A 26218-nucleotide genomic window follows, 5' to 3' on the forward strand; every position below is an offset into this window, starting at 1 on the left:
TGCCTCCTTTTTAATTTCGTAAACCAAAGAGACCCTTTTTCATAGAGGATTGCTGGGATGGAATATTAAGACCAGCTGCTTCCATAATGTGATGGACCTTAGCATTAATTTGCGGGGAACCAAATTGCATCCCCCATTCATAACTCGTACGATCTCTGTCATACGGAATTGTCACCGCAATCTTTTGGAAAGAAAGCTTTTCAATATCTTCTACATAGTCCTCATCTCCCATATTTAAAACATGAATCATACAAGGCAATGTTAGCTTTGCTTCTTCTATTAGTTGTAATTCTCTTTTAATTGCTAGCGCACCACGAGGGTTGCCATTTAGCACATGAACAACAAGGTCTGATTTGTATAGGATTGGATAACTCAGTATCTCGGATAATTCAGTTGGTACCGATAGAATGATGTAGTCATATTCTGTTTCTACAAGTGATTCGAAAAATGTCGTTACAAACAATTCTTTGTTTTGAATTTCAGGGAATTGAGCTAAGCTATAGCCTGATGGAAATACTAGAAAATCCATTTTATCGTGCAATTTTTGCATCAACCTTGGATTCACTTTTTTCTCTAGTAAATCTTGCTTTGTGCAAATATACTGCAAGAGATCGTATTCATTTTCTTTTCTTACAAGCCCTAGCATATTTTTACTCTCATGGCTAAGACCTGTTCCAACCGCGAAGTTTGGCCTTACTTGGTCCGCTTCTACATAAAGCACCTTTTTCCCTAAATGAGCTAACTCATTTGCCATCGCAATACTTAACGTACTTTTTCCTACGTTTTCGTTTGTCGCATAAAAGGCAACCATTCTTACTTGCCGGTCCATCTTAAAAGCCCCTTCCTTATTTGGATTCGTTCAGATACTGTGCAACATATTCTTTTACATTTTTAGATATGGGATTGGTTGAATGCTTCTCTACATAGTCTAAGATATTTTTCTGGTCAGATATTTGCGAGAATCCTTCTGCTGGTTCTAATTCTTTCCCTGTGTGTTCTATCTTTTGCCCAACTGCAACAGGGATTACATCTCCAATTGTTTTTGCACGATTTAAGTATTGAAGTTGTTCAGGTGAAACAGCCAGTGTATATAATCGCGTTATCTTTGGCTTTTGTTTTCCTTCTTGTTCCTCTTTTGATTCTTTCTTTTCTAACACAAATGCATCTTCTGTATTGCTATCTTTTGCAGCTGTAACACGTACTCGTTGGAAAAGACCACCGAACACTACCTTCTCATTGTCCCCGTCCTTCACAACTTGTTTGAAATACAAGTCCACATAAGTGTTAGGAATGATACTATTACCTGAACTTGTTTCCAAATCAACGAGTAACGGTAATGCAACTTCTCCATCTTTCAAATTTAAAATTGCAGAGTCAGCTAACTCCTCTTTCTTTACTACTTTATTTTTAAAAAGATAGCTATTTTCGGTGATGGGCTGCCCATCATTTGTCCACTTACCTATAACCTCTTTTTTACTTACGCGTAATGCATTTGGAGGAATCCCATCACCAGGTAATGTTCGTTCCACTAGCATTTCTTCTTTAATCTCTGTATGCGCAGGTATATCCTTTGCAGCTACAACAACTTTCGTTGGTTTTACTGCATTTTCTACTGCAAAATGATTGTATCCATAGATACCTGCTACTGTTATAGCAGCTAAACCTACCGCTGCAATCTGCTTCTTTTGAAACTTAGACGGCTTCAATGTTTGTATTCCTCCTTATGTAGCCTTTAAACGCAAAAAAGGACACACCTATGGCGTAAAACGCCTTAGGTGTGTCCTTTTAGCTAATCTAAAGTCTATATGAAAATGTTGTATTTATTTTCTTTAATATTACAATTTCAATATTATAATATATATAGTTTCATGTCAATCATTTCTAAAAAATATCTGTTTTTTCTATTTTAAAACACGTAATCGATAAATTAAAAAGCCCCCAAAAATCCTGTTATAACAAGTTTTCTAACCTATTAAACATCCCGAAAATATATTGTAATTAATCTAATGCAACTGAATATTCCAAGGTGGCCGGTTGCTATCCTTTCTCTTTCATTGTATGGAGAAAAGAAGTAATCGCATGGAAATACTTTTCACGATAGTTGATGAAATAGGAATAAAATTATTATTAAAACGAAATCAATTTTGTTCCTGTTTCAAAATACTTTGCAGGAGCATAACCTTTCCCATTCCGATCCTGAAATTCGCTTCCAATGTATAGCGATACAATCATTGCGACAACCCCCATAATAATCACACGTCTAACACGTTGTTTTTTCTTTTTATCCACTCTAATTTCCCCTTTCTATGAAAAAAGGCACATCCCATTAAGGAATGTGCCTTTGGTTTATCCATTCAGCTACTAGTTTATGATGGATACATTATCTTGTCGATTCATCAAATTATACTATATTTTATGTTTATTTCCCAGTCTTCATGTAATACCAATCAGTCAGTTTATGAAGTAGTTCTTCTTTCCCTACCCAGTTCCATCCTACTCCACTTCCTCCAGGGAATGGATCATCAGGAAATACTCTTCTTTTTATAAAGTCATCATAGGTAACACCTTTAATCTCTACTTGCTCAGTTAAACATAGACTCATTTCATTGACACCTGCTGGAGCTGTTTCTACATTAAAGGTGTATACACCATCTTTTGTCTTCATTGGTGTATACCATTTTTGCCCACCATCAATGATTTTCTCTTGTCCATCCCAATATAAAGACTTAGTTGGTTTTTTACTATCAAAAACATGTCCTGTTGCTTCAGATAAATACATATTTTTAGGTAGGAATTTTGCTGTATTATCTTTAAGTTCTTTCTTCTCTAAATCTTGAGTAGACTTTAATCCTTCGTCTGCAAATGGGTATTGTGCCTTAGCGGTAGTAAATACACCAGGGTAATTTGCATTCCAATCATTTTTGTACTTACCGTTTACTTCATACGAAAATCCATAACCAGAATGTAGCTTAGAAGGAGCTAAATTATCAATACTCCCTGTCAAAGTTTCATAATACATTTCCCCAGTTATATCTTCTTTTGATACACGTTCACTTACTGTTTCTACTACACCTTTTACACTCGTTACACCACACATTGCCTTTTCTTTTGAAGGCTCATAGATTGCAGTTTTAATAGGATTATTTTTGTACGTAGTTTCCTCGATGTCTATACGGTTACCAGCAGGGTTAATTTCCGCTTGAATTGTTCCTTTACCTTTATGTTGCCAGTCAAGGTTCAGGGTTTTCTTTTCTCCCTCAGTTAATCTTACCTTTTGTAAAGCTACTTGTTGTCCGTTATGTTTTAACACAACTACTGTTTCAGGATTCTTATATTTTTCTTCTAATACATCTAACTTTTTAATTTTATTCTTCTCTTTTTCTAACTTCTGTCTTGCATTATCTAGCTTACTTGCCGCACTATCTAGTCTATTTTCTTCCCAAGAGCAGTCTCTATCAATGTAGTGATCCTTTCCCTCAGCATCTACTTCATGAATTGGATTACGGCGACAATAACTTAGACTAGATTGAGCACTATCTCTTTCCGATTCAGAGCTATTTACTTCTTGTTGAGACTTATTAATATTGTTGTTTACCTTTACTCTATATTGATCACGCTCTGGTTTAAAATTATCACGTGATACATCCACTCTTGTTTTGATATTCTTTCCTTCTCTTGCTGTTGCTCCTTCGATTCTATTACTAGAAAAGTCAATTTTATATTTAAAGTCATCTTCATCTCCTGGATTCGGATTAGGTGTAACCTCTGTACCACAGTTACCGTCTACAGTAAAGTTTACAGTCTTCTCATTTGACTCTCTTTGAACACCATCAAGCACCTTAATTTTCGCAGTATACCGACCACACAATTGTGGTTGCCATCTTACATCTTCTTTTGAAAATCTCCCGGCATCGCCTTCATTTGATTTTTGATTATCTTTTTGTGGATTCGAACGAAGATAATTCTCTTGATGATGCACTATTTCGCCATCTTTTATAATATCTAGCATCCATTTCACACGATTTCGTTCACCGGCCGCTGCTTGATATGGATTTACTGTTGTTCCATCCGGATCTCTATCGTTGTATCCTTTTCCTTTATTTACATATTCAAAACCGTTAAATGTAAAATTCACAGAATTATCCTTTGTGTCACTAGAGGCTTTAATGTCTTTTATTTCAGGTTTACTTGTACGTACATACCACAAGCTATACTTATTAACACCTTCTACACCACCAGCACCAGCATAACCACCCGAAAGGTAGGCTATATCTCGAATCCAATAAAACTGACCATACATCTCATTTGTTTTAATATTTTTAATAACATGCTCCTTTATGTTTCCCAATACAAATTCAGGGTTTCCCCAATACTTATTAGAAACTATTGACTCTGTTACACGTTCTATTTCTGTTATCATTCTATCACCAACTGGCACAGAGCTATTAAAGTATCCTTCATTTGAGATACGGATATACGGTTCAGAATTGTCATTTCCCTGTATCAAGTTTTCTTTGGGATTACCCCAATTAAATGAACCATTATAAACTGCAGGATAATGTATATCTCCTTTATACGCTAAATCAGTACCTGGTGGTGAATAACTACCAGGTCTAAGATATTTTCCTGGCATTTGTAATTGGGGAGATTTCAGAAAAGTATCATCGTTTCCATTATAAAATGGAACATCGTTATTTTTTGCATTTACAATACTGGGTGTCGATAATAAAACTGAAGTACAAAGGATAAATATTCTCTTCTTAAATTTCATTTCTTTTCCTCCTTAAACAAAAAAGGACACACCTGTACCGTTAGAATGGTACGTAAGGTGTGTCCTTTACGTAAATTTTAATTTATATATTCATTTAAACACATCATAAAAACCGATATATTTAAATCAGATGATATTATTTTTTCTTCACTTGAACGTACATCATTTTATCAGCAGTGGAATGCCCCACACGAACTTTATGGTTCTCTTTTACATAATTATTAATAACTTGCGCGTCAACTGTTTCTTGAATCTCTTTATCCAAATTCAATGTAGGATTTAATAAAGCCACCCATCTTTTAGCTAATTCTACTGTTGCCTCATTGTTATATAAGAAAACAATTTCAAAATTATTCTCATCTATTGCATCAACATAAAATTGAGATTTTAAAGAACCAGCAGGTAAATACATGTTTTTATCCACTAGACTAATAGTGCCACTTAAATCAGAATACTTTAATTCTGTGCCATATTTATTATTTACAGAGTGGAGCACATTTTGTGCTTCAGGCGAAATAGAGTTTTTCGCAATCGGAGTATTATCCATCGCCACTTTATTGTACTGAACATCTTCTGCAACTAGCTTCTTATCTATTTCCACCGGTAATTGTCCCTCTGGTTTTGTTTCAGGTTTTGGATCTGGCTTTACTTCTGGTTTTTCCTCTGGTTTTGTTTCAGGTTTTGGGTCTGGCTTTACTTCTGGTTTTTCCTCTGGTTTTGTTTCAGGTTTTGGGTCTGGCTTTACTTCTGGTTTTTCTTCTGGTTTTTCTTCTGGTTTTTCCTCTGGTTTTGTTTCAGGCTTTGGATCCGGTTTTACTTCTGGCTTCTGCACTTTTTCAATTACATTAATAGAGTTATATAAAAATTGACTATACGCTTCACGTGTTACAAACATCTTTGGAGAATACATATTATCTCCTGTACCAATTGTAACTCCATTTTCCTCTAATGCACTAATTGCACCATAAGCCCAAGAATTTTTATCAACATCTGCAAATTTTGTTGTTTTCGTTGACTTAAATTTAAAAGCATTTGTAAGTACTTTTGCCATTTGTTCACGAGTTAAAATATCATCTGGGCCATATTTCCCATCTCCAAATCCATTTACAAGTCCTGCTTTAGCAAGTGCTAAGATTTCTTTTTCAAACAAATGTCCTTTAATATCATTAAAAGGATTTTTGAAACTAGTATCTGCGTCCGCTGGTTTTAAGTAAGTATAAATCATACGCGCTACTTGTCCACGAGTTACATTGTCACCAAAACCAAAGACATTATTTCCATACCCTTGCACTACTTTACGATTTGTTAAATCGTAAATTGCTTTTGTAGACCAATGATTTGCTGGAACATCATTATATTTTAATGAATCTGTATTATCAGCCTTAGCGGTAAATACTCCTGCTCCAAATAGTGATGTACCCATAATTGTTAGTGCGGTTGCTGTTTTTAAAAATTTGTTAGTCATTGTTTGTTCCTCCAAATATATTAGTTTTTTCATAGTTTCTTTTATTGTACCTAATTTAAACATAAAATCCAGATAATTTAACATACAAATTAATTAATTAACATTTTTTATAACTTCTGTTCTATATAGGTATATTTTCCTGGCAAAAAAACTATACTTTTCAGCATAGTCTTTTATAGTACAAATCTTAGAATTTTCATTACTTAAAATATACTTGTCCCAATCCATCTTTACTCGCCCATATCGGAGCCTTTATGCCATCTACACCAATCAACTTAAATATGAAGAAATGGTGTTCTGCTTTCACCTTAAAAGAAAGGGATTGATTATGATCAATGCGTCCCTTTGTATACTGATACTTCCATCCATCCATCTTTTCTTCTTTCATTCTTTTCTCTATACCAGGGACTAAATCAACCCTTTTTCCATTGTAATCATATTGAAATCCACCCTTATTCTCTGCGATTTCTACCATATCAGCAGCAAAGTTATGTGCCTTCACTAACTGTATTCCATACAAAACGCCTTCAGGTAAAAGGCTAATTAATAATAAAGAAAAGGTCAGGAATAGAGCCGTAGTTACTGTATTTTGCATTTTTAATGCACCTACTCTTTTTCTTTATTTTAAGTTTCCACCTAATTGTTTTTCTTTTGCATTCCCATCATAGATAATAATGCTTCTTGCCTTACTCTTTATCGTTTCTTTTTTTTCATCAAATTGCTTAAAATAACTAGCAGCTTCTGCATCACCTTCGACAGCAATCATTGCTGGTTTCTCCTGTACAGCATGGACAGTGAAGTGACGTTTTGAAGCGGGATCTTTAAAATCCGCATTACCGTTATATGCTTTTTCAAACTCTTGTTTTGCTTTTTCTGGATCAATAGCTATTTCTTCCTCAGCTCGTAGAGTACCTACTTTTACAGACTTCACCAAAGCTATCTCGCCCCCCCTTTCTAAAGACGATTTATTATCAGTATGTGTTGTATCTCCAATCACCATATCAGTTACAAAGAATAGACAACCTACAAATAACAACAACATACTTGCTGCAACAATAAACTTTTGCATTCCTCTTCATCCCCCTTAACTTTCAGACTTTCGAAATCGAAATCCACTTAAAATGGAACTTTTTTTGGGATTCAACAATTGATTTGGTAGCAATAACTCTGCTATTTCCTTCATTATTCCTTCTATCTCTTTATAATAGTTGCGACTTGATAGTAACGTACTACTATTCAATTGTGACTCAAACACATCTTCTATTTCATATGGTGGTAAAGCAGTTAATACCTTATCTCCAAAGCATTCTTCTACTATTTCATGCTTTAAAAGTGCAGGAGAAAACTTATTCCCAATGATCCTCACTTTCTCTAAAGCTAAGTAAGAAACGAGCTTTCTCTCTTTTTGTGTAAGAGGATGCGCTATTTTTAGCAATTGATGCAGATCTGGTTCCACTACAAAGAATATGTAATCCGCCATTTCACAGATCTCATGGTATAAATCTTTATCCCAATCGCTCCCTGCATCAATAATAGATACAGGTGCTTCTTGGTTGGCCAATAAAACCTTAATAAAATGGTCGAAGTCCTGCTCTGTTTCGTTTTTCAGCTCTTGGTCCACTATAGGATTCTTTACAATATAATTTATTCTTCCTTGCTTCCATTTTGGAATTGATAATATATCAGATTCCTTCTGAAGCATCTCTTTATATCGCTGCAACATAAATTCACTACGATAGTTTTCTGGTGCTTCTGTATATCCCTTTAATAACGGATACGTATAACCATCATCATATAGATTCTCTATATAATTCACATCAATCTGTAGTTCATTTAAGTAAGCAGCTAAAAGATGTGAAACAAATGTAGCACCACTTCTTCTGTTCATACTGGCCACAACTATTGTTCTTCTTGGAATGGCAATACCAATTTGCTTCTCATATACTGGCTCAAAAGCCAATTTATACTGTTTTTTTATAATTGGTGCTTTTGGCGTTTCCTGCTGGATAGACTTACTCTTTGGTTTGTTTTTAAATAATTTAGATTTAGAGGGAAGTTTACTGTTGCTACCTTCCTTTAATTCACTTGATACTTCCTCTTCTTCCTCATCAACAGGAACTTCGGGCAATTTCGTATGTTGCGGTGCCTGAGTTGCTCCTACAATTTCCACTACATTTTTAATATCCGATTCCTGTAGCAGCTGCGGTATGACTTTATTATCAATATCAATTTTACGAGAGTTAAAAATGTCATAGATACCTAGATAAATCAGTTTCGCTAAAAACTCATCATCATTTTCACGCTCTGTAAATACTACAATCCGAATATCCTTCTGAAAGCGAATGTCTCTTAACTTCTGTAAGATAATTAATTCCCGCTTATCTTCGTGTCCCGCATCAATATTTAATCGTTTGTCATTAATACATAGAATATCGGGTTTTTCCGTATCCAGAATTTCATCTAAATACTTAATGTGCATAACATCACTATCAGCTACTTCAAATCCCGCACCAATAAAATCCTCACGTAAATATGCCGTATACACAGAATCACTAATAGCTAATACAATCTTTTTCATTTTAAAAAACTCCTCTTTGATAGAAAATCGCTTTAAAGTAATAGCATGTTTTCAAAAGGCACATTTGTTGCATTTTGTATTTTTGTTAATAGTTCGGTGAGAAGCGCTTCTATTTCAAATCCATCCAAATTACATGGCATATTATCAATAAGGTTATATTTGACTCTAACCTCTAAACGATCTTCGATTTCTTCTAACGGTACCTCACTAAATAAACTTTGTTCATATATAAATCCATCCCGAAGATTTTTTTGTATTTCTGTCTTGTCTTTGTAAACAATGGTTACTTGTGCTAATTCAATAAAAGGGTTATCTAAAGTTAATTTCGTATTCCAATTTAGACTCCAAATTTCACAGCGGCCGTCTGCATGCACAACATTAGCAGCTACAGATGGAGTAATTGTAAATAAACGATCTACTGGAACATTTGTAAAAGTAGTTGTTTTTCCTTCTACTACTTTCAGTCCTCTTTCCTCACGCTCATGCTCAAGTGAAATTTCCGCACCAAACAATGCAATTTCACAAATTACTTGCTCCATTATGGGTTTAATGCCTTCATAAGTTTGAACAGCAAATACACTAAATTCTTGTGTTTCATCCGTTCGAACTAATTCATAAATACTAAATTCCGCTGCATTTACAATTGCAAAAGGAATATCTTGTACAAAATTAGGATTTGTAAATAGAGAATCCGGGATCACTGTCTCTGGATGTTTGAAAAACTCTAAACCAAGCTGATATCCTTTTAGAAATGCATTCTTAGCAGCAGCTGGGAATAATGTTTCAAACCTTTTGAGACTGCTTTTAAATTGCTTCTCTTCGACCTCGTTATTAAATTCTCTATCTTGTAAAATGTTTACACGATCAGCAAGCAGTAAAAAATAGTAGTTAATAAGAGAATTAATTCTCTCCTCAAAAACTTGATTATCTTTACAATATTTATCAAATCTTCTTTTGCTTTCACTAATAATTTCATTCATTCTTTAATACTCTCCTTATCATTTTCTAGTTATTAAATAAAAAAAAGACACACCAATGGCAGGTATATGCCCTCGGTGTGTCCGTTTAGCAAGAATTAAATATCTCTCGATTCATATATTAATTTTAAACAATGAAACTTATGTATAAGATTATCTCTATAATATCTAAATGTCAATACTACTTCGCAATTATTAATTAAGCTCACAAAAATAATGCTTCTAATTGATTAACCTTTTTCTTTTTTTGCATATGTCATTTAACCACCTAATTCAGGTAACACTATTAATATATCTAAGTACAGGATTTTCATACCAAAATTTCGATTTATATTTACAACTAAATTTCAAAAGTAAAAAACATTCATTTGATATATCCCTTGCCTTAGAGAACTTTAGATATAAAACAATCTTTATAGTACTCATAACATAACTAACAGCAAACAACTAATACATATTAATGTTATGTAAACAATCAAGCGGTATAAACACGTTCATTGATATTAACACATCAACTGACATTGACATGAAATCCTATATCGAGAGATAAATATAAGTTAAACTAACCCCGCCAGTTCATACCTAAACCAACTTACTAATTACATATTTCGCAAACAAAAATTATAAAATAGCTTTTGGATTCCTATTTTAGTTATTAGACAAAAAGGAATGCTAATAATGAATATATATCCATAACATGTTTTTCTTGTATGAATTAAAATGACTTTTAGTTTACGCATGCTTAAAATTGAATGACGCACAAAATCATTTCTATTATAGCTAAATTTCAAAACCATTTCTTTCACTCAAATACTATAAAAACTACAATCTATAATTATAGATTGTAAAGATATTATCTGTACTTTTTTATCATAAAAAAACTCATACTTATAGTATGCCCAACTAAATAAGTCATATACCTGAACATTACAACTGCTATTTATAACTAAATTTCAAATATGCTACACCATACTTTTTATAAATCTCCTTGACCAAGAGGGTTTCAAAGAAAATCTATCTCTATTTAATTTATTAACACAAGAAGCACATAACCCGGACATGTTAATGTCATATAAACAATTATCCGATACTAATACTCCTGATTGAAATTGACATATCAATTAACATTGATATGAAACGAAATAAAAATGTGTAGATGTGAATTTCATATCGATATTTTACATATTATATCAATCCGATAGTACTCAGATGTGAATTAACGTAAAACCATTTGGTAAATCTACATTTATTATTATTAGTTAATAGGATGTAACAACTAGCAAACCAGCGCATGCTATATTTTATTACCAAATACTTTTATTAACTTTTTAAGGAGGTTTAAGTCATAAACACCCATTAGAATAACTACCATCTCTAAGTCAAGATGGTAGTTTCTATCTCTGATCAACATGACATTAACAATTAGGATGATCCGTCCTTAGTTTGAATAGTTTTTGTTAATGTTATATTAATCTCATAGCAATTTTTTATTTCATGTCAATGTTATCTTTATGGATATTCGAAGTGTACTTATCTAATTTCGGTTAACATATCAATCTCATCATCTTATTTATGATCTTATTATTATATGCAAGCATGTACTAGAGATCGGATATCTACAAAAAACACCACCAGGATTATTTTAGTATTCTAAGTCAAACTTTAGTATCTTAAAAACTTCCTTAAAATTACCCATAAAATCCTTCGTTTACGATTCACATTCCATGTTAAAAGATAATCTTTTTAGATCAACATGTAAACATAGGGTTAATATGCCTATTATAGTTAACAAAACATTAACAATAGGCGCTTATGTGTTGTTAGAAGAAAGTTTTAGTATTGGTTTCATGTCAATGTCACCTTTTATATCAATGTCAATTCGCAAGCTCAGTTTGTTCTTAAATACCGATAAAGTTCATTTTGTTGATACTGACTATACAAATTTCTATCATGACATGCAATATACAACTTAAATTGTACATTCTATACTAAATTAATATACATAAGTAGATCCGTAGCAAGTAAATAGGGGGTAGGAACGAACCTCTTCGAAGTATTATGATTGTGCTCCTATATCCTTAAATACCGTTTTGTTTATTGAACAATACTAAATCTACATTAATATTATTTACTTTTTACTAGTTTTTATACGTGATAATTACATTTTGGACGTTACTATGTGTATTTTCCGTTATATACCTGGATTATATCCTTATAACTTATTTACAAAATAGCTTTATTTCCTTATCATTAATATTAAGTAGCCTAATTTGTTAATCTCATAGCAACTATCAGTAGTGCTACTAACATAATATATATTCCTATTAACAAAACATTACCAATGATATATTTCAAATTGGTAATAAAGTTACTAATTCAACCGAATTTTATACTAAACGTTAATGTTTTGTTAACAAGTATATGTTCACATGTTAATTTCATATTTCATGTAATTCACTGGATTGGTAGGGATTTTCACAAATATTATCGAAATACTAGCTAACATGTTAATTTCAGCTCACATGTTAATTATAATTAGTTGTTTATGAGTTGATTTTTGAGGAGGTAGTTACAATGATTGAGCAAAAAAATGAAAAACAAGACCATCAAATTAACGATGATGATATATTAGATGATAATGTTTTCGAAAAAGCATGGCGGATAACAGAATTCTCAAAACTAGTAGGACGTCATCATAATACAGTTTATAATTGGTTCAATATCCTAGAAGAAAAGGGACTTCATGAAACTTTAAGAACTCAAAATACAAATGAAAAACTCTATAATGCTTTAGACCTTGAAATTGCTCTATTTATAAAGCAGAAAAGGGATGAGAAATGGTCTTTAGATGCAATTATTGACCTTTTACCACACCAGTTTGATTTAAGACCAGTGTCACCAGAACATCAAACAAATGAGGTATCCACTGAATTAAACCTTCAAGCTACTGCAGAAATTATTGAAAAAATGGTAACTAAACAGTTAGAAGAAAAAATAAAACATATTGAATCTCATTATGAAGAGAAGGTACAGAGTATATTAAAGCAGTTACCACAACCAGAAGATGTAGAAACGTTAAAATTACGCCAACGCCAAGATAGGCTTGATAATTTTATTATTGAACATAGAGCACGCCAAGAATTAAGAAAACAAGCAGAGAGCTTATGGAATAATAAACCTGAGGAAGAGCGTACTAGAAAAGCAGGCTGGTTTAAAAAAGAGGAAGATTTGAGTAAAAAACAACTCTTCATAGAGCAGTACATACAAGATAATATTATTGAGCATATAAAATCTCTTATGAATTCAGTAGAATAATAAAAAAGTCTGGAACTTAGTCCAGACTTTTTTATTATTTTGTAGTACCAAACATTTTATCTGGATCTAAAAAATCTGCTAGATCTTCATCTTCATTTGCTCCAGCATTATTATTTTCTTCATCACTACCCATATCGATAAAATCTCCAAATGCAAAACCTAAATCCTCATCCTCATCTATACTTTCAATCGTACTAATTTGAGACTTTTTATACTGAATTTGGCTTTGTCTTTCTTTAAACTCATTAAATTCTTCAACTAAACCTTTAGATAATCTCGATGGTAATGCATCAGTTTTATAGAATGTATATACACTTCCTAAGAAATCATTCTTACTCACCAAATATCCATTAAAGACTGTGCCATTTATAGGTAAATTATTTGAAACTTCTACCTTAGCGTCATCCATAAAGGAATCATTAATATTCTTTTGCTCATCTAGGATAGCAAGCATACCAAAATGATGTACTTTTGATGCTTCAACTGAACCATCATCGTTCTTCTTCATCAAATCAATTGGGGGATGGAAAGAGCTTCCTCTTAATGATTCTTGAAACATTTCTATAATTGCATGGCTATTTTCTATTTGATTCATATTACGTGAAACCTTATTAATTACTAAACAGCCCGTTTTCTCAAGTAAAATACGTTTAAAGTCTTGAGAATCCAGTATTACAGATGTACCAGATCCATTAGCAGCGGTATTTAACTCATGAATAATTTCACTAATACGTTGATTTGCATAATCTCGTGAATTAGCGACACCTTTTTTCTCATTTTCATTTAATTCCTTAAATTCATCGTAAAAATGCTGGTTATCAGCAAATACTACAAATGCTACACCTTTTGATTTATCATTTGCTAATTTCCAAATTTCCTGTGAAAATTTATTTACTTGTCGTAATACATCGGGCCCATCCGCTCGGACGGGAAGAGTTACAACAATCCCCATTTTAATAAAGTCTTTGCGCTCAATAGCATTTTCAAAGGCTATTCTTGCAAACTTTGCCTGATTCGCCTTAATTTCAGCCATTGGATATAGCTGCGCAACCTTTTGTAATTCTTGTCTGATTACTGGCTTGTTATGAAAAGCCGAAAATTCTTCAATGGCCTTAATGATTGTAGAAGTTCCAGTTCCTCCACCTAAACCTGCAAAAAATAAAACAAGTTCATCCGTAGGTCTTACACGTTCAGTAATAAATTCTTTTAGCTTTTCTTTTGCTTCCTCATTTGAATCAAGGACTTTTACTGCACGCTCAGGGTTCTTACCTAAACCACCTAATTTCAGTGAAACTTGATTACTTTTTGGTACATTTTTTAATTCAGCTAGATCTCCATCATTACTATTTAGTGCTAAGCAATTATATACTGCTGTGCCATCTGTATGTGTATATTCCGCAAATTTATCTACCATTCTAGTACCAGCTTGACCAAAACCGACCATCGTCATTTTAACTGCCACTTCATTCTTTAAGAAGTTTTTTGCCATTATTTTATCTCTCCTTATTTATCTTTTTTCTTTTCCCTAACTCAATCAGTACTTGTTGCCCTCTATAAGTTGAGATCAAAAATTTATATGGGTGCATGGTTTTTTCATAGATTAAAGACATTGATGATAACGTACTCACACTTATTTCCGCTGAACGTCTAGATATATTTGTACGTTCAACCTCTAATGAATAGGATTTTCCCTTTTTTTTCTTTACTCTCCTATCAATAACTACATTTTCCACTATTTCATTAATAGATATGCCCCTCATGTACTTCGTCTCTTGAAATTGTTTATTTACTATGTTTCCTATGTATAGAAATACACTATAGAGTATCTCATCTTGTTCAAGTATATCAGCAAACATGTTTACTACTTCATCTGCAAACTTGATTGTTTGATATTTTTCACTTAAAACTTCGTTCAAGTTGTCCCCCCCTTAAAACACTGGTTAATTATTCCTAGGAACATAGTACATCATTACACGTCGTATATCAAGTCATTACAAATAAAACTTATATAAAGGTCTTATATATAAGACTTATAAAAATAAAATTGGAATTAATCTATATATTATAAGGGTTTAGATGTACGACGTATATATAATGCGTATACATGTTATATCAATCTTAAATTTCATGTGATTTACATTTCAACAAAGATTATTAAAAAATCCAGATTAAAATTTTAAAAAACTGATTAAAAATTACCTATTTTTTTAACATGAAAATCCAAGAAAAACTTATACACCTTATATATAAGTTTTATATATAAGGTGTATAAAATAATACTTTTATATCAATATTAAAACGAAAAATTACCTATCAAATTAACAAAAATATTTATATAAGACTCTTATATAAAACTTATATATAAACCGTACTTGTACAGCTTATATAATCCAGATTTGATTTCTCAATTTTCTAACATCTTATATTAGTCGTGTGTATTTATATTACTAAAGAGATTTCAAAACATTCTTATAGCAATTCACACTAAGGTTTTCTTTATTACCTAGCTGTTTTAACAGGTTTTATCACTTATAAGACCGCTCATTGTTAATGTTATGTTAATGCACTGTTCTTCACTTAGTACTTGTTAGTTCACATTATTATATAAGTTATAAGAAAAATTATCCTCTGTTCCTCATTTGAATTCAATTCCTTGTCAATTTCATTCATTCCTTGAAAGCAAGTAGAAGAGATTGTTAATTTCATATGAACAGCATCAATCCCCTCAATATTCAACATATTAAAAAGAGAATACTAAGATAAATCAAATTTGACATTCTAAAAGTAGTAGGCTAACAACCACATCACTACTATGAAAAAGAAACATTTGTTCAAACTAGATTATTAAAAGTAAGATCTCATCTTATTAACATCAAAGTGATACTTACATTACAATATAAACTTTTGTAATGTAGTAGGAATGATGATAGCAATTATAACCTTACATAAAATTAACAATTGGTTAATTTTATCATTTCAGTTAGGATTACTCCTTCTCAACGAAGTAAAAGGGGAAGTAGTTCAAGTGACTAAAACCTATATGTTAAGTACCTGTAGACATATTTCTAACTTATTTTTGATTTGGTAGAAACAATTAATAATATTTGTCTAAGTGAATTTATGATTCTATACAATAAAAAACAACTAAAAGAAAAAGTTGGAATTTTAAATTGAGTCAATATCAGAATTTGGAAAGAGCGCTTCATCACATATAAAAAGTTGAATTTCGAGTTAAAGATAGAGAAAATTACTCTTTATTATCAATAAGTCTTTTTATAATTCTTGAATAATTTTAATCAATTAAAATGGTATTTTTACTATCTAATAAATGTTAGGACGTCATAACATTATTTTACAAATGGAATTTCATTATAACTATTGTTAGGTGTCTAGTAGTAGCTCGTCCTAACAAAACAAAGGATTTAATAGGGCCTTATAAATCAATAATTTATAAGAGATTTATAAGAGTAGTTATCATCTCAACTTCGATGTACAAAACGAGGTATCTCTAAAGATTAAAATCTCTTATTCATTTTTTCTTATTTTACAACTACCACATCAATGTAATAGTATATGAAAAATAATAAGTATTTAAGTTAAGTTCAATTCAATATAAGAGGTGTATGCATTGTCCGAAAAAGTGTATAAATATAGAAGATCAGGTACCAAAAAACATTTTCACTTAAAAGAAGCTGACATATTTGTCTTTACAGTTTTATATTACAAAAGAGCACTTACAACAAGACAAATCACTCAGTTATATAGTGCATTTGAGGGAAGAGAATGTTCAGAAGCTAGCATATTTACAAAGCTTGACCGTTACTCACAATATGGAGCTATGCTAACTAAAAAAATAGATAAAAAGGCTGACAGTATTACGAAACGTGCTTTATTTTCCTTAAAAGAAAAGACAATTGAATTCTTAATGCAAATAGGAAGAATTTCTAAAAAAAGTTCAAAAAGACGTTACTCAAGAGCAACTTCTTTTCACACAATGTGTTCACGTGAGGTCATGATCCGTACTCTTTTAGCGACTACAAATAAGACACAAACGAATGAAATATTATATAAATTAGATATTCGTTCTTTTTACCAGAAAAAAAATGTGAAAGTTGAGGACAACCAATTGGCCTTGATTCCTGATGAACATATTTCATATCAAGATAAAAATATCCATATTGAGATGGATATGTGTAAAGAAACCAATTCTACCTTAGTTGAAAAAGTTGAGAAGTACATAGAATATACAAAAAAAACAAATGAAGATGTAACGGTTGTCTTTGTTATGTACGACAAATCAATGTTCCTTGCAGAAGATGCAGAACCGCCATACGTACGTATGAAAAATCTATTATTTTCTATGCGGAAGTATCATGAACTATTAATGAATATACCAAATCTAAATGTACACATTTGCTCATTGAAAGATGCTGGAGATGTTATTTCAGATATCATTCTAGGAACAGATGATAATCAAAACTCGGAACAAGATATTCTTTTTCCTTTATCCCAACGTACAGTAGGAGATGTCAATTGGCGTTACACATTTGTCGAAAAAATTCAAACGTTTAAAGAATCAATAGATGGTGGCCTTCGACGAACATACAGGAGAGATAAAGATTCTATTCAAGATTTCTTTTTTATTTTTGGAAATGAAAATGATTACCGAATGATTGCAAGATTAGATGATGTCGTGTTTTCAAGAAGGGATGGAGATGAAGGCGTTCCACTTGTAGTTATCTATCCTAAACGTGAAAATCCTAGGGATATTCTACTGATGGATGCTTACGATAATGTACTACTTCTATCCATTCAAAATACAAATATAGCAACCGATGAACAGATCATGGTACATACTGCAAATAACGTTAATCCGAAAAGACGTAAATTTGTAGAATTATATTAATCGTTTATTTTTTATATACTTTTATATAATTTTATTGATTTTTATTATTTAAGATGATAGAATAACGTTTGAACTAAACACTCAAAACTACAATCAAATCAGAACATATGAAATTAAGGCAAGCGACACACGCTGTTTTTACAGTGGGTGTCGCTTGCCTTTTTTTGTATGGAGAAAGGTGGAAGTGGAAAATGACAATGAACTTACAATTTGCAACAACTACTGGGGGAGTACTCTCAGCAAGAGAAGCATTTAAAACTCCAGAACTAGTCCTTAAACATATTACAGAAGGGGGAGCTAAATTTTGCGTTTCCCTACAAGATATCAAAATCCCAGGAAAGCCTAATTATTATTGGTACGATGTAATAATTAAAACTGCAACAAATAACAAACTAGAGATAAATATTGCAGTACTTTCTCAAGAAGAATATAACCAATTGTGTGAAGGAGATAGTATTGACTTATATTTAAAACAAACTGAAGATGCAGCGAAGTTCTTTCTAAAAAAATCAAAGGAACAATACAAACCAGAACTTCATAATCGTTTTACATTACACCATAAAGCTCAACTATGTCTTTAAAAAGTAGGTGAACCTTTATGGAGACATCTAAGCAAAGATTACCATTATACACTACAATCACCTTAATTAGCGGATTTATCCTTTCATTTGGATTTGGTGTAGCAAACTACATACAGTTACTCTACTATGCATTTGAACCACCGTCTTATCCTATAGAAATTACATATGTACCACTATTTTTAATGTTTTTCTCTTTGCTACTAGGAGAATTTAGTTTTAGGTTCTACAGCCGTATACCAGCTTTACAATTTCAAAATGGCAAGTTATTAATTTTAATTGCTTCTCATATTGCAGTAGATATTCAGTTTTTATGGTTTGCAACTACTCCTATCCATGCGAAAGTTATTCCTTATCTTATGAATAAAGCAAAACATGTTAATTTTGGTGAATATCAAGCAATAGGGGATGTATTAACAGGAAATTTCCATACACTTACCATGATATTTGTATTCTTACCGACCGTATTTATGATTTTGTTTACTCTTTGGTATAGTGGCCATATTATCCGTTACAGAGAAGAAATCTTAAAGTGGGTACAAAAATACGAATATAAAAATCATAAGTTGCAAAAGTGGTTTAATAGTCAAGAGGAACAAATATATCCTGATGTTGAGATAGGTCCTCATATTAAGCACAAAGAAATGATTCGAATCAAGGGGAAAGATAGAACCCTAAATGGAATTATTATTGGTCCTATTGGTTCTGGTAAGACATCTAGTTTAATTATTCCAATGATTAATCAAGATTTACACTGGATGGTACGTTTTATAAATAAGTTTGAAAATACGTATAAAAAGAATAATTATGATACAGAAGAAGTAAAAGGAACATTTTTAAATGGGATAACTGTTATTGAACCGAGTAATGATTTATGTCAAAAGGTATTTAAGTTAGTACAAGCACACAAGATTCCTGAAAGTTCAATTTATTATATTGATCCCACAAACCCTGATACCAAAAACATTAATATTTTACGTGGACCAGTTGATAAAGTAGCCGAGGTTTTTGCAATGGTTATCCAGGGTCTATCGGAATCTAATAATGCATTCTTTGAACAAGCACAACGGAACCACCTTAAGCAACATATTTATTTATTAAAACTACATAACCCACAAAAAGATGTGACCTTTGATGACTTAATAGATATGTACGACGATGTAGAACGTGTACACCGTATGCACAAACTATTAAAAGTACAGGTAGAAAAATTATATGATTTTGTTCAAAGTGGTGTTGCTTCACGTGATCAAAAAAACGAATATAAGATTATAAAAGGTATCGATGAATGGTTCGATAATACCATTCGTGAAAAAACGGGTTTCCAAGGGGAACCGGCCGTTTATAAATCTGGAAAATATCGTGGAAAACCAATGCATTATGACCGGGAAGAAGAATATGTAAAAGGTTTGCGTAACATCTTAAAAGATTTAGCCTCAAATGTTTTAATACGACGTGTTTTATTTGGAAAATCAGATTTTGATTTTGATGTTCACCTAGAGCAAGGTGGTATTTTACTAGTAAATACAGCCAAAGGAGAACTTGCAGATCTTTCTAATGTACTAGGAAAATTCGTATTACTAAGTATGCAAAATGCTGTATTCCGAAGAGAACCAAATATTTCACCATACCATCATATTATTGTGGATGAATTCCCTGATTATGTTGTGCGCCCGTTCAAAGAGTTCCCTGCACAATCTCGTAAATATAAAGTCATTCTGACAATTGCAAGTCAAACACTATCTCAATTAGCTTTGGATTTCACAGAGCAGTATATGTTTACTTTACTAGGTTCGTTCCGTAACAAGATGATATTTGGTGATGTAACACCTTATGATGCGAAAATTTTCTCTGACATGTTTGGTGAAACAGAGGAATTTAAAGAATCTGAATCTGAACAAGGGATTTCTCCTATGCAAGAGAATCCCGTTAGTCGCTTAGGTTCGACATATCAAAAATTAAAAGAAGTCGTTATGTCACCAGGAGATATCATGGCACAAGGTGCCTTCATTTGTGCTGCGCGTATTGTACAAGACAATCATGTACAACCTGTACAACAAATTACTAGTAACTTTGTACCCAAAGAGGAATTTGCTCAAGCAATCATTCAAGTAGAGATTAAGTCTGGACAATATTGGGAAAACGAACGTCTTCGACTCATTGAAGAATCTATCGCAAAATCAAATCCTATGAAACATGTAGATGCAAATAATATAAAACAGATAGAATCATTTCCACCTAGGCATGGTGATAAAATAGGACAAAATAATTCCATAGAAACAAACAATAAGAAGCAACATATTGTAGAGTTGGAGAATTATAAAGAACACAAGTCCGAATATGAAACAAACACCGTAGAAAATGTAACTTTTTCTGATTATTCTACGGCTGTCAGTCAACAGGGACATGTTATTGAAGAAACTGAAAATAAGTTGTATGAAGAAATTAAGGCATTTGTGATCGAATCACAACAAATCTCACCATCTCTTTTGCAAAGAAAATTCAGAATCAGCCATATAAAGGCTGTACAATTTATTGAGAAGTTAGAACACAATCAGGTTGTGAGCACTTACACTGGGAATGGCCCTCGTAAAGTTTTAATTTCAAACAATAATAGTACGTCGATATTATCAAAGGATTCTCAAATCAATACTACTCCTTCATCTAATACAGATTTAGATAATACGACTTCACGAGAAAATAGCATTCCAAACGAAGAAACAGAAGCACAGCAAGAGGAAACAGGCTTCTTTAAAGACATCCTATATGATGATGTAGTGGCCTTTGTTAAGGAATCAGGGAATGCTTCTATACATGCACTACAGAACGCATTTAAAATCGATTATACACGTGCTTCAAGATTACAAGATGCCCTACAACGGAATGGCAAGCTGCCGAATATAACAAAGGAGACACATATGGAAATTGTAAGTCCTAAAAAAAATATGGAGCTAGCAAAACGGAAAAAAGAGGTATCTAATACTATGTTGGAACCCAAAAGGGATATAGATTACCCAATTCATTTAGGAATTCCTGTTGAGACTGATCCATTGCAAAAAAAGCTTCTAACAGAGGGACTTATAACTACAGTATTAGAGGAAGCAAAAACAGATATGAAAACTAATTTGAAACCAGCTACAAAAACAGTTAATCCTACTAAAGAAAATAAACTTGATGAAGAGGTTGCAAAAGTTTACGAATCTATTAGCATTACTGTTCATCAAAACTTAGAAAAGAATTTGGTAGAGAACACTAGAAATAATGAAGAGCAGCCTGCATATAAACATATGAGCTATAAAGAACGCCAAAAGGGCTTAAAAGCCAAACCAAAAAATACGTATAACAATACGAATTCACTACTTAATAAAAACCAGCAACAAAAGAAAAATACATCTAATGTAATGAGTAAGGAATTAGATGATTTTTTTGATTAATAACTATAGAAACCTAAAAAACTTTTTATTCAAGATTTTATTTTCAGGGAAAAGCTAGCTTAAAATAGGAGTAAAGGTTAGATATAGTATTTTAACTTTTAACTTTTCAAAAAATAAAACTTGCACAAATCATATAAAAACGTTATATTTTAATTAATAATTATACAAATAAAACATGACTTACGTGAAGGACACACCTTACGTACCATTCCAACGGTACAGGTGTGTCCTTTTTTACGTTCTAGGAGGAAAAGATAATGATAGAAGATAAAGTAAATACTCATATTACAAAAGAGCTAGGGATGGTATTTGAACCGGATAACACGCTAGAGCAAACCTTTATAGAATCAACTTTCAATCAATTTGAACGAATACGTGAACATGAATTAGAAGAATTAGCTCGTATGAAACGTGAACGTACTGTAGGGAAAGGCTTAATTACCGTAGTATCTGAAAAATTATTCCCAACTAAAAACGGGACATCTGAGCGGATACAAGTGCTCACAATGCAAATTGGTACTCATACGACAGCATATTGTCCACTTACAGAGGCAGGTATAAATATTCCTAAAAATCCTCAATGGCTGATAGGTAAAACAAAACCCGTTATTATTGAGCATTTCCAAAAAACTGAGGAAGGGAACTTTGCTGTTGTATCTATCACTGCAGGAGAACTTGCACTGCAAAGAAAATTATATGAAGAAATAGTAGAGCAAGAGGGGAATAAAGTATACACAGGAACAGTTTCTGGACATATTCCATCTGCACAAACTATTCTGGTTGAAGTTCATGGTGTAACAGTAGGAGTAAGATACTCGCAATGGTCTCATTCATTCGTTCGGCGGATATTATTATTGGTGATGTTGTAGAGCTTATCATCGATAAAGTAGTGGAAAAGGATGGGCGCTATGAGTTTAGAGGAAATAAAAAGAAACTAGAAACGGATCCAATGGAAAAACTATTAGAATTAAACAAACGACGTGACCGCTTTGTAGGTAAAATTGTAGGTGTAGATGCTATTGCTGGGATTTTCGTAGAAGTTGCACCAGGTATTCAGTTTAAAGGGCTAAAGGGTCGTAATCTGGCAAATCCAACCGTGGATGACGCAATAAACCAAACAATTGTTACATGTGAGCTGCTTAATATTGATGCTAAAAATAGAAGAGGAACTGTACGTATCCTAAATTATCCGCAAGGCCAAAGTAAAAAATCTAATTCGTCAATTTACCAATTTTAATGGATGATTATGCGTACAATAGAGAAACAAACGTCTACTTATATTCCTTCTATTCCTCATTTATCAAGTGAAGATATACAAGGACTTCAAATATATCGGATACATGATTTGGATAAAACCTATGTATTCCACTCTTATGACGAATTAGTTAAGTTTAAGCAGCTTTTAACAGAGGAACAATATGCTATACTCAATTTTATTGGTGTTCATACATCCGTTCGGTTTAATCATTTATTATATCTATTCAAGAATAAATTTTCGCGGAAGAAAATTAACAATGCACTTCAAGGATTACTTTACTATCAATTTATCGAAAAATGGCAAGTAGAAATTTTTGATATGGAAATCTTTGAAGAAACATATACCTTATCCAATAATGGATTTAAACTACTAAAATACTGGCAAGGAAATATGTTCTTCTTTGCCCCAGAGCGTCTTGACAATCATGGTAAATATGTTCACCTGCGTTATTGGCATGACATAGACCTACTTTGTCATTTACGCTACGCTCCTTCATTTTTAGGTCATATTATGCATCCATCTATTAGTAAAGGGGTTTTTACCCCTTCTTTAAGTTTTATAGTAAATGGAGGAAAAGAACGTAAATTTAACTTTGTTGTATACTCCACCTTATTATCTGATCAAAAGAATCGATTAAAACGAATAATTGCTAGATGGCAGACTTTTGTAGAGTCAGGAAAAGATGTTATTATGCAAGACTTAGGGAATAACCCTACAATCTTAGTTATTTATGTTTCTACTAAAAAACAAGCAAAGCAAATTAATAATGAACTATTACTTGATTTAATTCCTGGTAAAGTATTGTTATGCATAGGGGAATCTTTACATTTTCAAGGATTACAACACGCTTTTTATCAACCTCTTGCAGAAGGGGAGATCAAACAATTAGATACAAAGTTATTTATAGAAAACTAAGCCACCTTACAAGCTTTCGCTTCAAGGGTGGCTTGTTTATTTTATACTTAGCTTGGAATATTCAAAAAAACTTAACAAAATTAATAATCCTGTATCTACCCCTATACAAAGCAAGGATTTTGCGAAATAATATTCTTTGACACCTGTTAATAAAATAACATTATATACAAATATAGTTATTTCATTGGAGGAATATAAAAGAAAGGAGTACTATATTGCTACGTATACAAAGAGGGTACATGTACGATCCTGATGATAATGAGGTAATAGTAAATGAAATTTTCTATGATGGTACATCAGAAAAAAAGTTAGGCAGTAAAATGGGTGTATTTGATGCAGTTAAAGTACCTGTTGCTATTTTTCAAAAGGTCCAGGAAAACGAAAGTATGACCTATATGGAAAGTGTTGAAGTAGAAGAAAAAAATATTAAGGAAATACTTTGTTATTTAGTTCAAAATCAAAAGCCAGAAAAGCTATATTTTGAAATACAGTACATGAAGTAACTCCAGGGACTGAATATAAGAGGGGATTTATAGCAGGGGATTCAGTGGCATTATTATACAATACATGTGGGATCTGCATATAAACTTCCTTCTTATCCCTGTTCTATTGAAAACAATTGAATATAATATAAAAATGGTTTAATATAAATCTATATTTATTGTTTAATTGATTCCGTCTATTCCCACACCCTATGTGTTGTGGTTGAGTTTTAGAAACAAGTTGTATTCTTGTTTCAATTATGAAAGGGCTTCTTTGAGCCGATTAGTGTATATATAGCTTATTTTGCTATGCACATTTTAATCGACTTGAAGAAGTCCTTTTTGTGTTGTCTTCGAGTTAGGAATCACTTATACATAAATCTTCAGGACTAAAAGTATGCTAAATGAGAAAACACATATTTTGTGCTTTTTGTTTAATTTAGAGGAGAGATTATATGAATTTTTACAGAGTATAGCTTGAACTACTCACCACTTAACGTCCTAACGGACTATTTGAAGTGGGAGATTCCTGCGAACACCGATGCATCCGCGAGTTATCTTAGCAGGCTCTACCCGCAGTCCCTACGGTGAGAACATAAGTATCTTGTACGCTGACCCACCACACTACCTACTTTAGCTTGGTTTTCGCAATTTTGAGAAGCGTGGGGCGATAGAACGTTGAAGATTTTACGGTTGCAACGTTTTTCTGCAACCAACCTCATATCTTCAGTTTTCGAAGAGCAACCTGTACAAGTAAATGATAGCAAATATGTTGGCTTATGCCAACCGACATTCATCTCCCACCTAAAATTGGTGTTTCACACCTTCACATTTTTGAGGAAGGAGTCTTCTGTCGGAAAACGATAAAAAAATATGGATTAAACGCACATATTTCGTGCCTTTTATTTAAAAAAGAGGATATTTATGATGAAATATGAACATGCAATTACTTTAGATAAGTCAACATTATCAATAGGGGAAATGATTTAAAACTTTCAAAAGAAAAAAATTAATTACCACGTTAAAAGTTATGAACTTACTATCTATAAAATCAAACCTTTATCGCTCCTTTATACTGTTGGAAATTCCAACAGTTTACGATGAAGTAAGATAATAAGTATTAATTCATAATGGCATTCGAAAGAGAAGAATAAGGGAATCTAAATATGTAAAGTACTTGTTGCAATGCTAAAAGCACAAGAAATTAGAATATGAAACTTGAGAGGAGTTATATAATATGATTACAGTTAATCGAGGATACATATATGATCCAGATGATAATGAAGTCTTAATTACCGAAATTTATTATGAAGCTGCTACAGATACTAAACTAGGAAGTAAAATGAATAATTTATCTTACTCAGACATTCCTAATGAGATTAAAGAAAAAATAGAAGCAACTGCTTCATTATCCTATGTGGAAAGCATTGAGATGTCTCAGCCATTAGCTGTCGTATATCAAAATGAAATTAACATGTATGGAAAACCAGAAAAATTATACTTTGAGTATACAAACATTTAAAAAGAAAAAAGACATTG

18 protein-coding genes and 1 pseudogene are annotated in these 26218 nt (G+C 32.2%); 8 read left to right on the forward strand and 11 right to left on the reverse strand.

What is annotated here, in order from left to right:
- Positions 1-10: 10 nt before the first annotated feature.
- The 9 genes from MRP26_RS21160 to MRP26_RS21200 all read right to left on the reverse strand — a co-directional run bounded on the left by MRP26_RS21160 (position 11) and on the right by MRP26_RS21200 (position 9794).
- Positions 11-829 (reverse strand): AAA family ATPase, encoded by an 819-nt coding sequence (locus MRP26_RS21160; protein WP_242806850.1) that lies wholly within the window; start codon positions 827-829, stop codon positions 11-13.
- 16 nt (positions 830-845) lie between these two features.
- Positions 846-1706 carry a Flp pilus assembly protein CpaB gene (cpaB, locus tag MRP26_RS21165; RefSeq protein WP_197241571.1) on the reverse strand — a complete coding sequence of 287 codons (861 nt, stop codon included), beginning with the start codon at positions 1704-1706 and terminating at the stop codon, positions 846-848.
- 421 nt (positions 1707-2127) lie between these two features.
- Positions 2128-2289 (reverse strand): hypothetical protein, encoded by a 162-nt coding sequence (locus MRP26_RS21170; RefSeq protein ID WP_242806852.1) that lies wholly within the window; start codon positions 2287-2289, stop codon positions 2128-2130.
- Positions 2290-2419: 130 nt separating this feature from the next.
- On the reverse strand, positions 2420-4771 hold the full coding sequence (locus tag MRP26_RS21175; RefSeq protein WP_242806854.1) for a hypothetical protein: 2352 nt from the start codon (positions 4769-4771) through the stop codon (positions 2420-2422).
- A gap of 136 nt (positions 4772-4907) precedes the next feature.
- Positions 4908-6299, reverse strand: coding sequence for an S-layer homology domain-containing protein (locus MRP26_RS21180; RefSeq protein WP_242806855.1), 1392 nt, complete (start codon positions 6297-6299; stop codon positions 4908-4910).
- Between the two features lie 136 nt (positions 6300-6435).
- Positions 6436-6831 (reverse strand): DUF4320 family protein, encoded by a 396-nt coding sequence (locus tag MRP26_RS21185; RefSeq protein WP_119684227.1) that lies wholly within the window; start codon positions 6829-6831, stop codon positions 6436-6438.
- A 24-nt stretch (positions 6832-6855) separates the two neighbouring features.
- The gene (locus MRP26_RS21190; RefSeq protein ID WP_001168894.1) at positions 6856-7305 is read right to left on the reverse strand and encodes a hypothetical protein; all 450 of its coding nucleotides are present in this window, start codon (positions 7303-7305) and stop codon (positions 6856-6858) included.
- A gap of 15 nt (positions 7306-7320) precedes the next feature.
- A complete protein-coding gene (locus MRP26_RS21195) occupies positions 7321-8814 on the reverse strand; it encodes a CpaE/TadZ family protein (RefSeq protein ID WP_242806856.1) in 1494 nt (497 codons plus the stop codon).
- A gap of 32 nt (positions 8815-8846) precedes the next feature.
- Positions 8847-9794 (reverse strand): hypothetical protein, encoded by a 948-nt coding sequence (locus tag MRP26_RS21200; RefSeq protein ID WP_197241563.1) that lies wholly within the window; start codon positions 9792-9794, stop codon positions 8847-8849.
- 2571 nt (positions 9795-12365) lie between these two features.
- Here MRP26_RS21200 and MRP26_RS21205 point away from each other — a divergent pair.
- Positions 12366-13106 carry a MerR family transcriptional regulator gene (locus MRP26_RS21205; protein WP_000572537.1) on the forward strand — a complete coding sequence of 247 codons (741 nt, stop codon included), beginning with the start codon at positions 12366-12368 and terminating at the stop codon, positions 13104-13106.
- Positions 13107-13140: 34 nt separating this feature from the next.
- Here the strand turns inward: MRP26_RS21205 and MRP26_RS21210 are convergent, their stop codons facing one another.
- Together MRP26_RS21210 and MRP26_RS21215 are read right to left on the reverse strand one after the other, a co-directional pair.
- Entirely contained in the window at positions 13141-14595 is a 1455-nt protein-coding gene (locus tag MRP26_RS21210) for an FtsZ/tubulin family protein (protein ID WP_001097036.1), read from the reverse strand.
- Positions 14596-14599: 4 nt separating this feature from the next.
- Positions 14600-15022 carry a hypothetical protein gene (locus tag MRP26_RS21215; RefSeq protein ID WP_001006726.1) on the reverse strand — a complete coding sequence of 141 codons (423 nt, stop codon included), beginning with the start codon at positions 15020-15022 and terminating at the stop codon, positions 14600-14602.
- A 1712-nt stretch (positions 15023-16734) separates the two neighbouring features.
- On the opposite strand from MRP26_RS21215, the gene MRP26_RS21220 reads away from it, so the two are divergent.
- The 7 genes and pseudogenes from MRP26_RS21220 to MRP26_RS21250 all read left to right on the forward strand — a co-directional run bounded on the left by MRP26_RS21220 (position 16735) and on the right by MRP26_RS21250 (position 26201).
- Positions 16735-18012, forward strand: a complete 1278-nt coding sequence (locus MRP26_RS21220) for a replication-relaxation family protein (protein ID WP_242806857.1) — start codon at positions 16735-16737, stop codon at positions 18010-18012.
- A 107-nt stretch (positions 18013-18119) separates the two neighbouring features.
- Positions 18120-18593, forward strand: coding sequence for a hypothetical protein (locus MRP26_RS21225; protein ID WP_242806858.1), 474 nt, complete (start codon positions 18120-18122; stop codon positions 18591-18593).
- Positions 18594-18610: 17 nt separating this feature from the next.
- Positions 18611-22024 carry a DNA translocase FtsK gene (locus MRP26_RS21230; protein WP_242806859.1) on the forward strand — a complete coding sequence of 1138 codons (3414 nt, stop codon included), beginning with the start codon at positions 18611-18613 and terminating at the stop codon, positions 22022-22024.
- 257 nt (positions 22025-22281) lie between these two features.
- Positions 22282-23261: pseudogene (locus MRP26_RS21235) on the forward strand (RNA-binding protein).
- 9 nt (positions 23262-23270) lie between these two features.
- Positions 23271-24197 (forward strand): hypothetical protein, encoded by a 927-nt coding sequence (locus MRP26_RS21240; RefSeq protein ID WP_197241642.1) that lies wholly within the window; start codon positions 23271-23273, stop codon positions 24195-24197.
- Positions 24198-24412: 215 nt separating this feature from the next.
- Positions 24413-24700 carry a hypothetical protein gene (locus tag MRP26_RS21245; protein ID WP_002083359.1) on the forward strand — a complete coding sequence of 96 codons (288 nt, stop codon included), beginning with the start codon at positions 24413-24415 and terminating at the stop codon, positions 24698-24700.
- A gap of 1216 nt (positions 24701-25916) precedes the next feature.
- On the forward strand, positions 25917-26201 hold the full coding sequence (locus MRP26_RS21250) for a hypothetical protein (RefSeq protein WP_043936475.1): 285 nt from the start codon (positions 25917-25919) through the stop codon (positions 26199-26201).
- Positions 26202-26218: the final 17 nt, after the last annotated feature.

It is taken from the genome of Bacillus sp. CCB-MMP212, assembly GCF_022748145.1.
Classification (GTDB): Bacteria; Bacillota; Bacilli; order Bacillales; family Bacillaceae_G; genus Bacillus_A; species Bacillus_A cereus.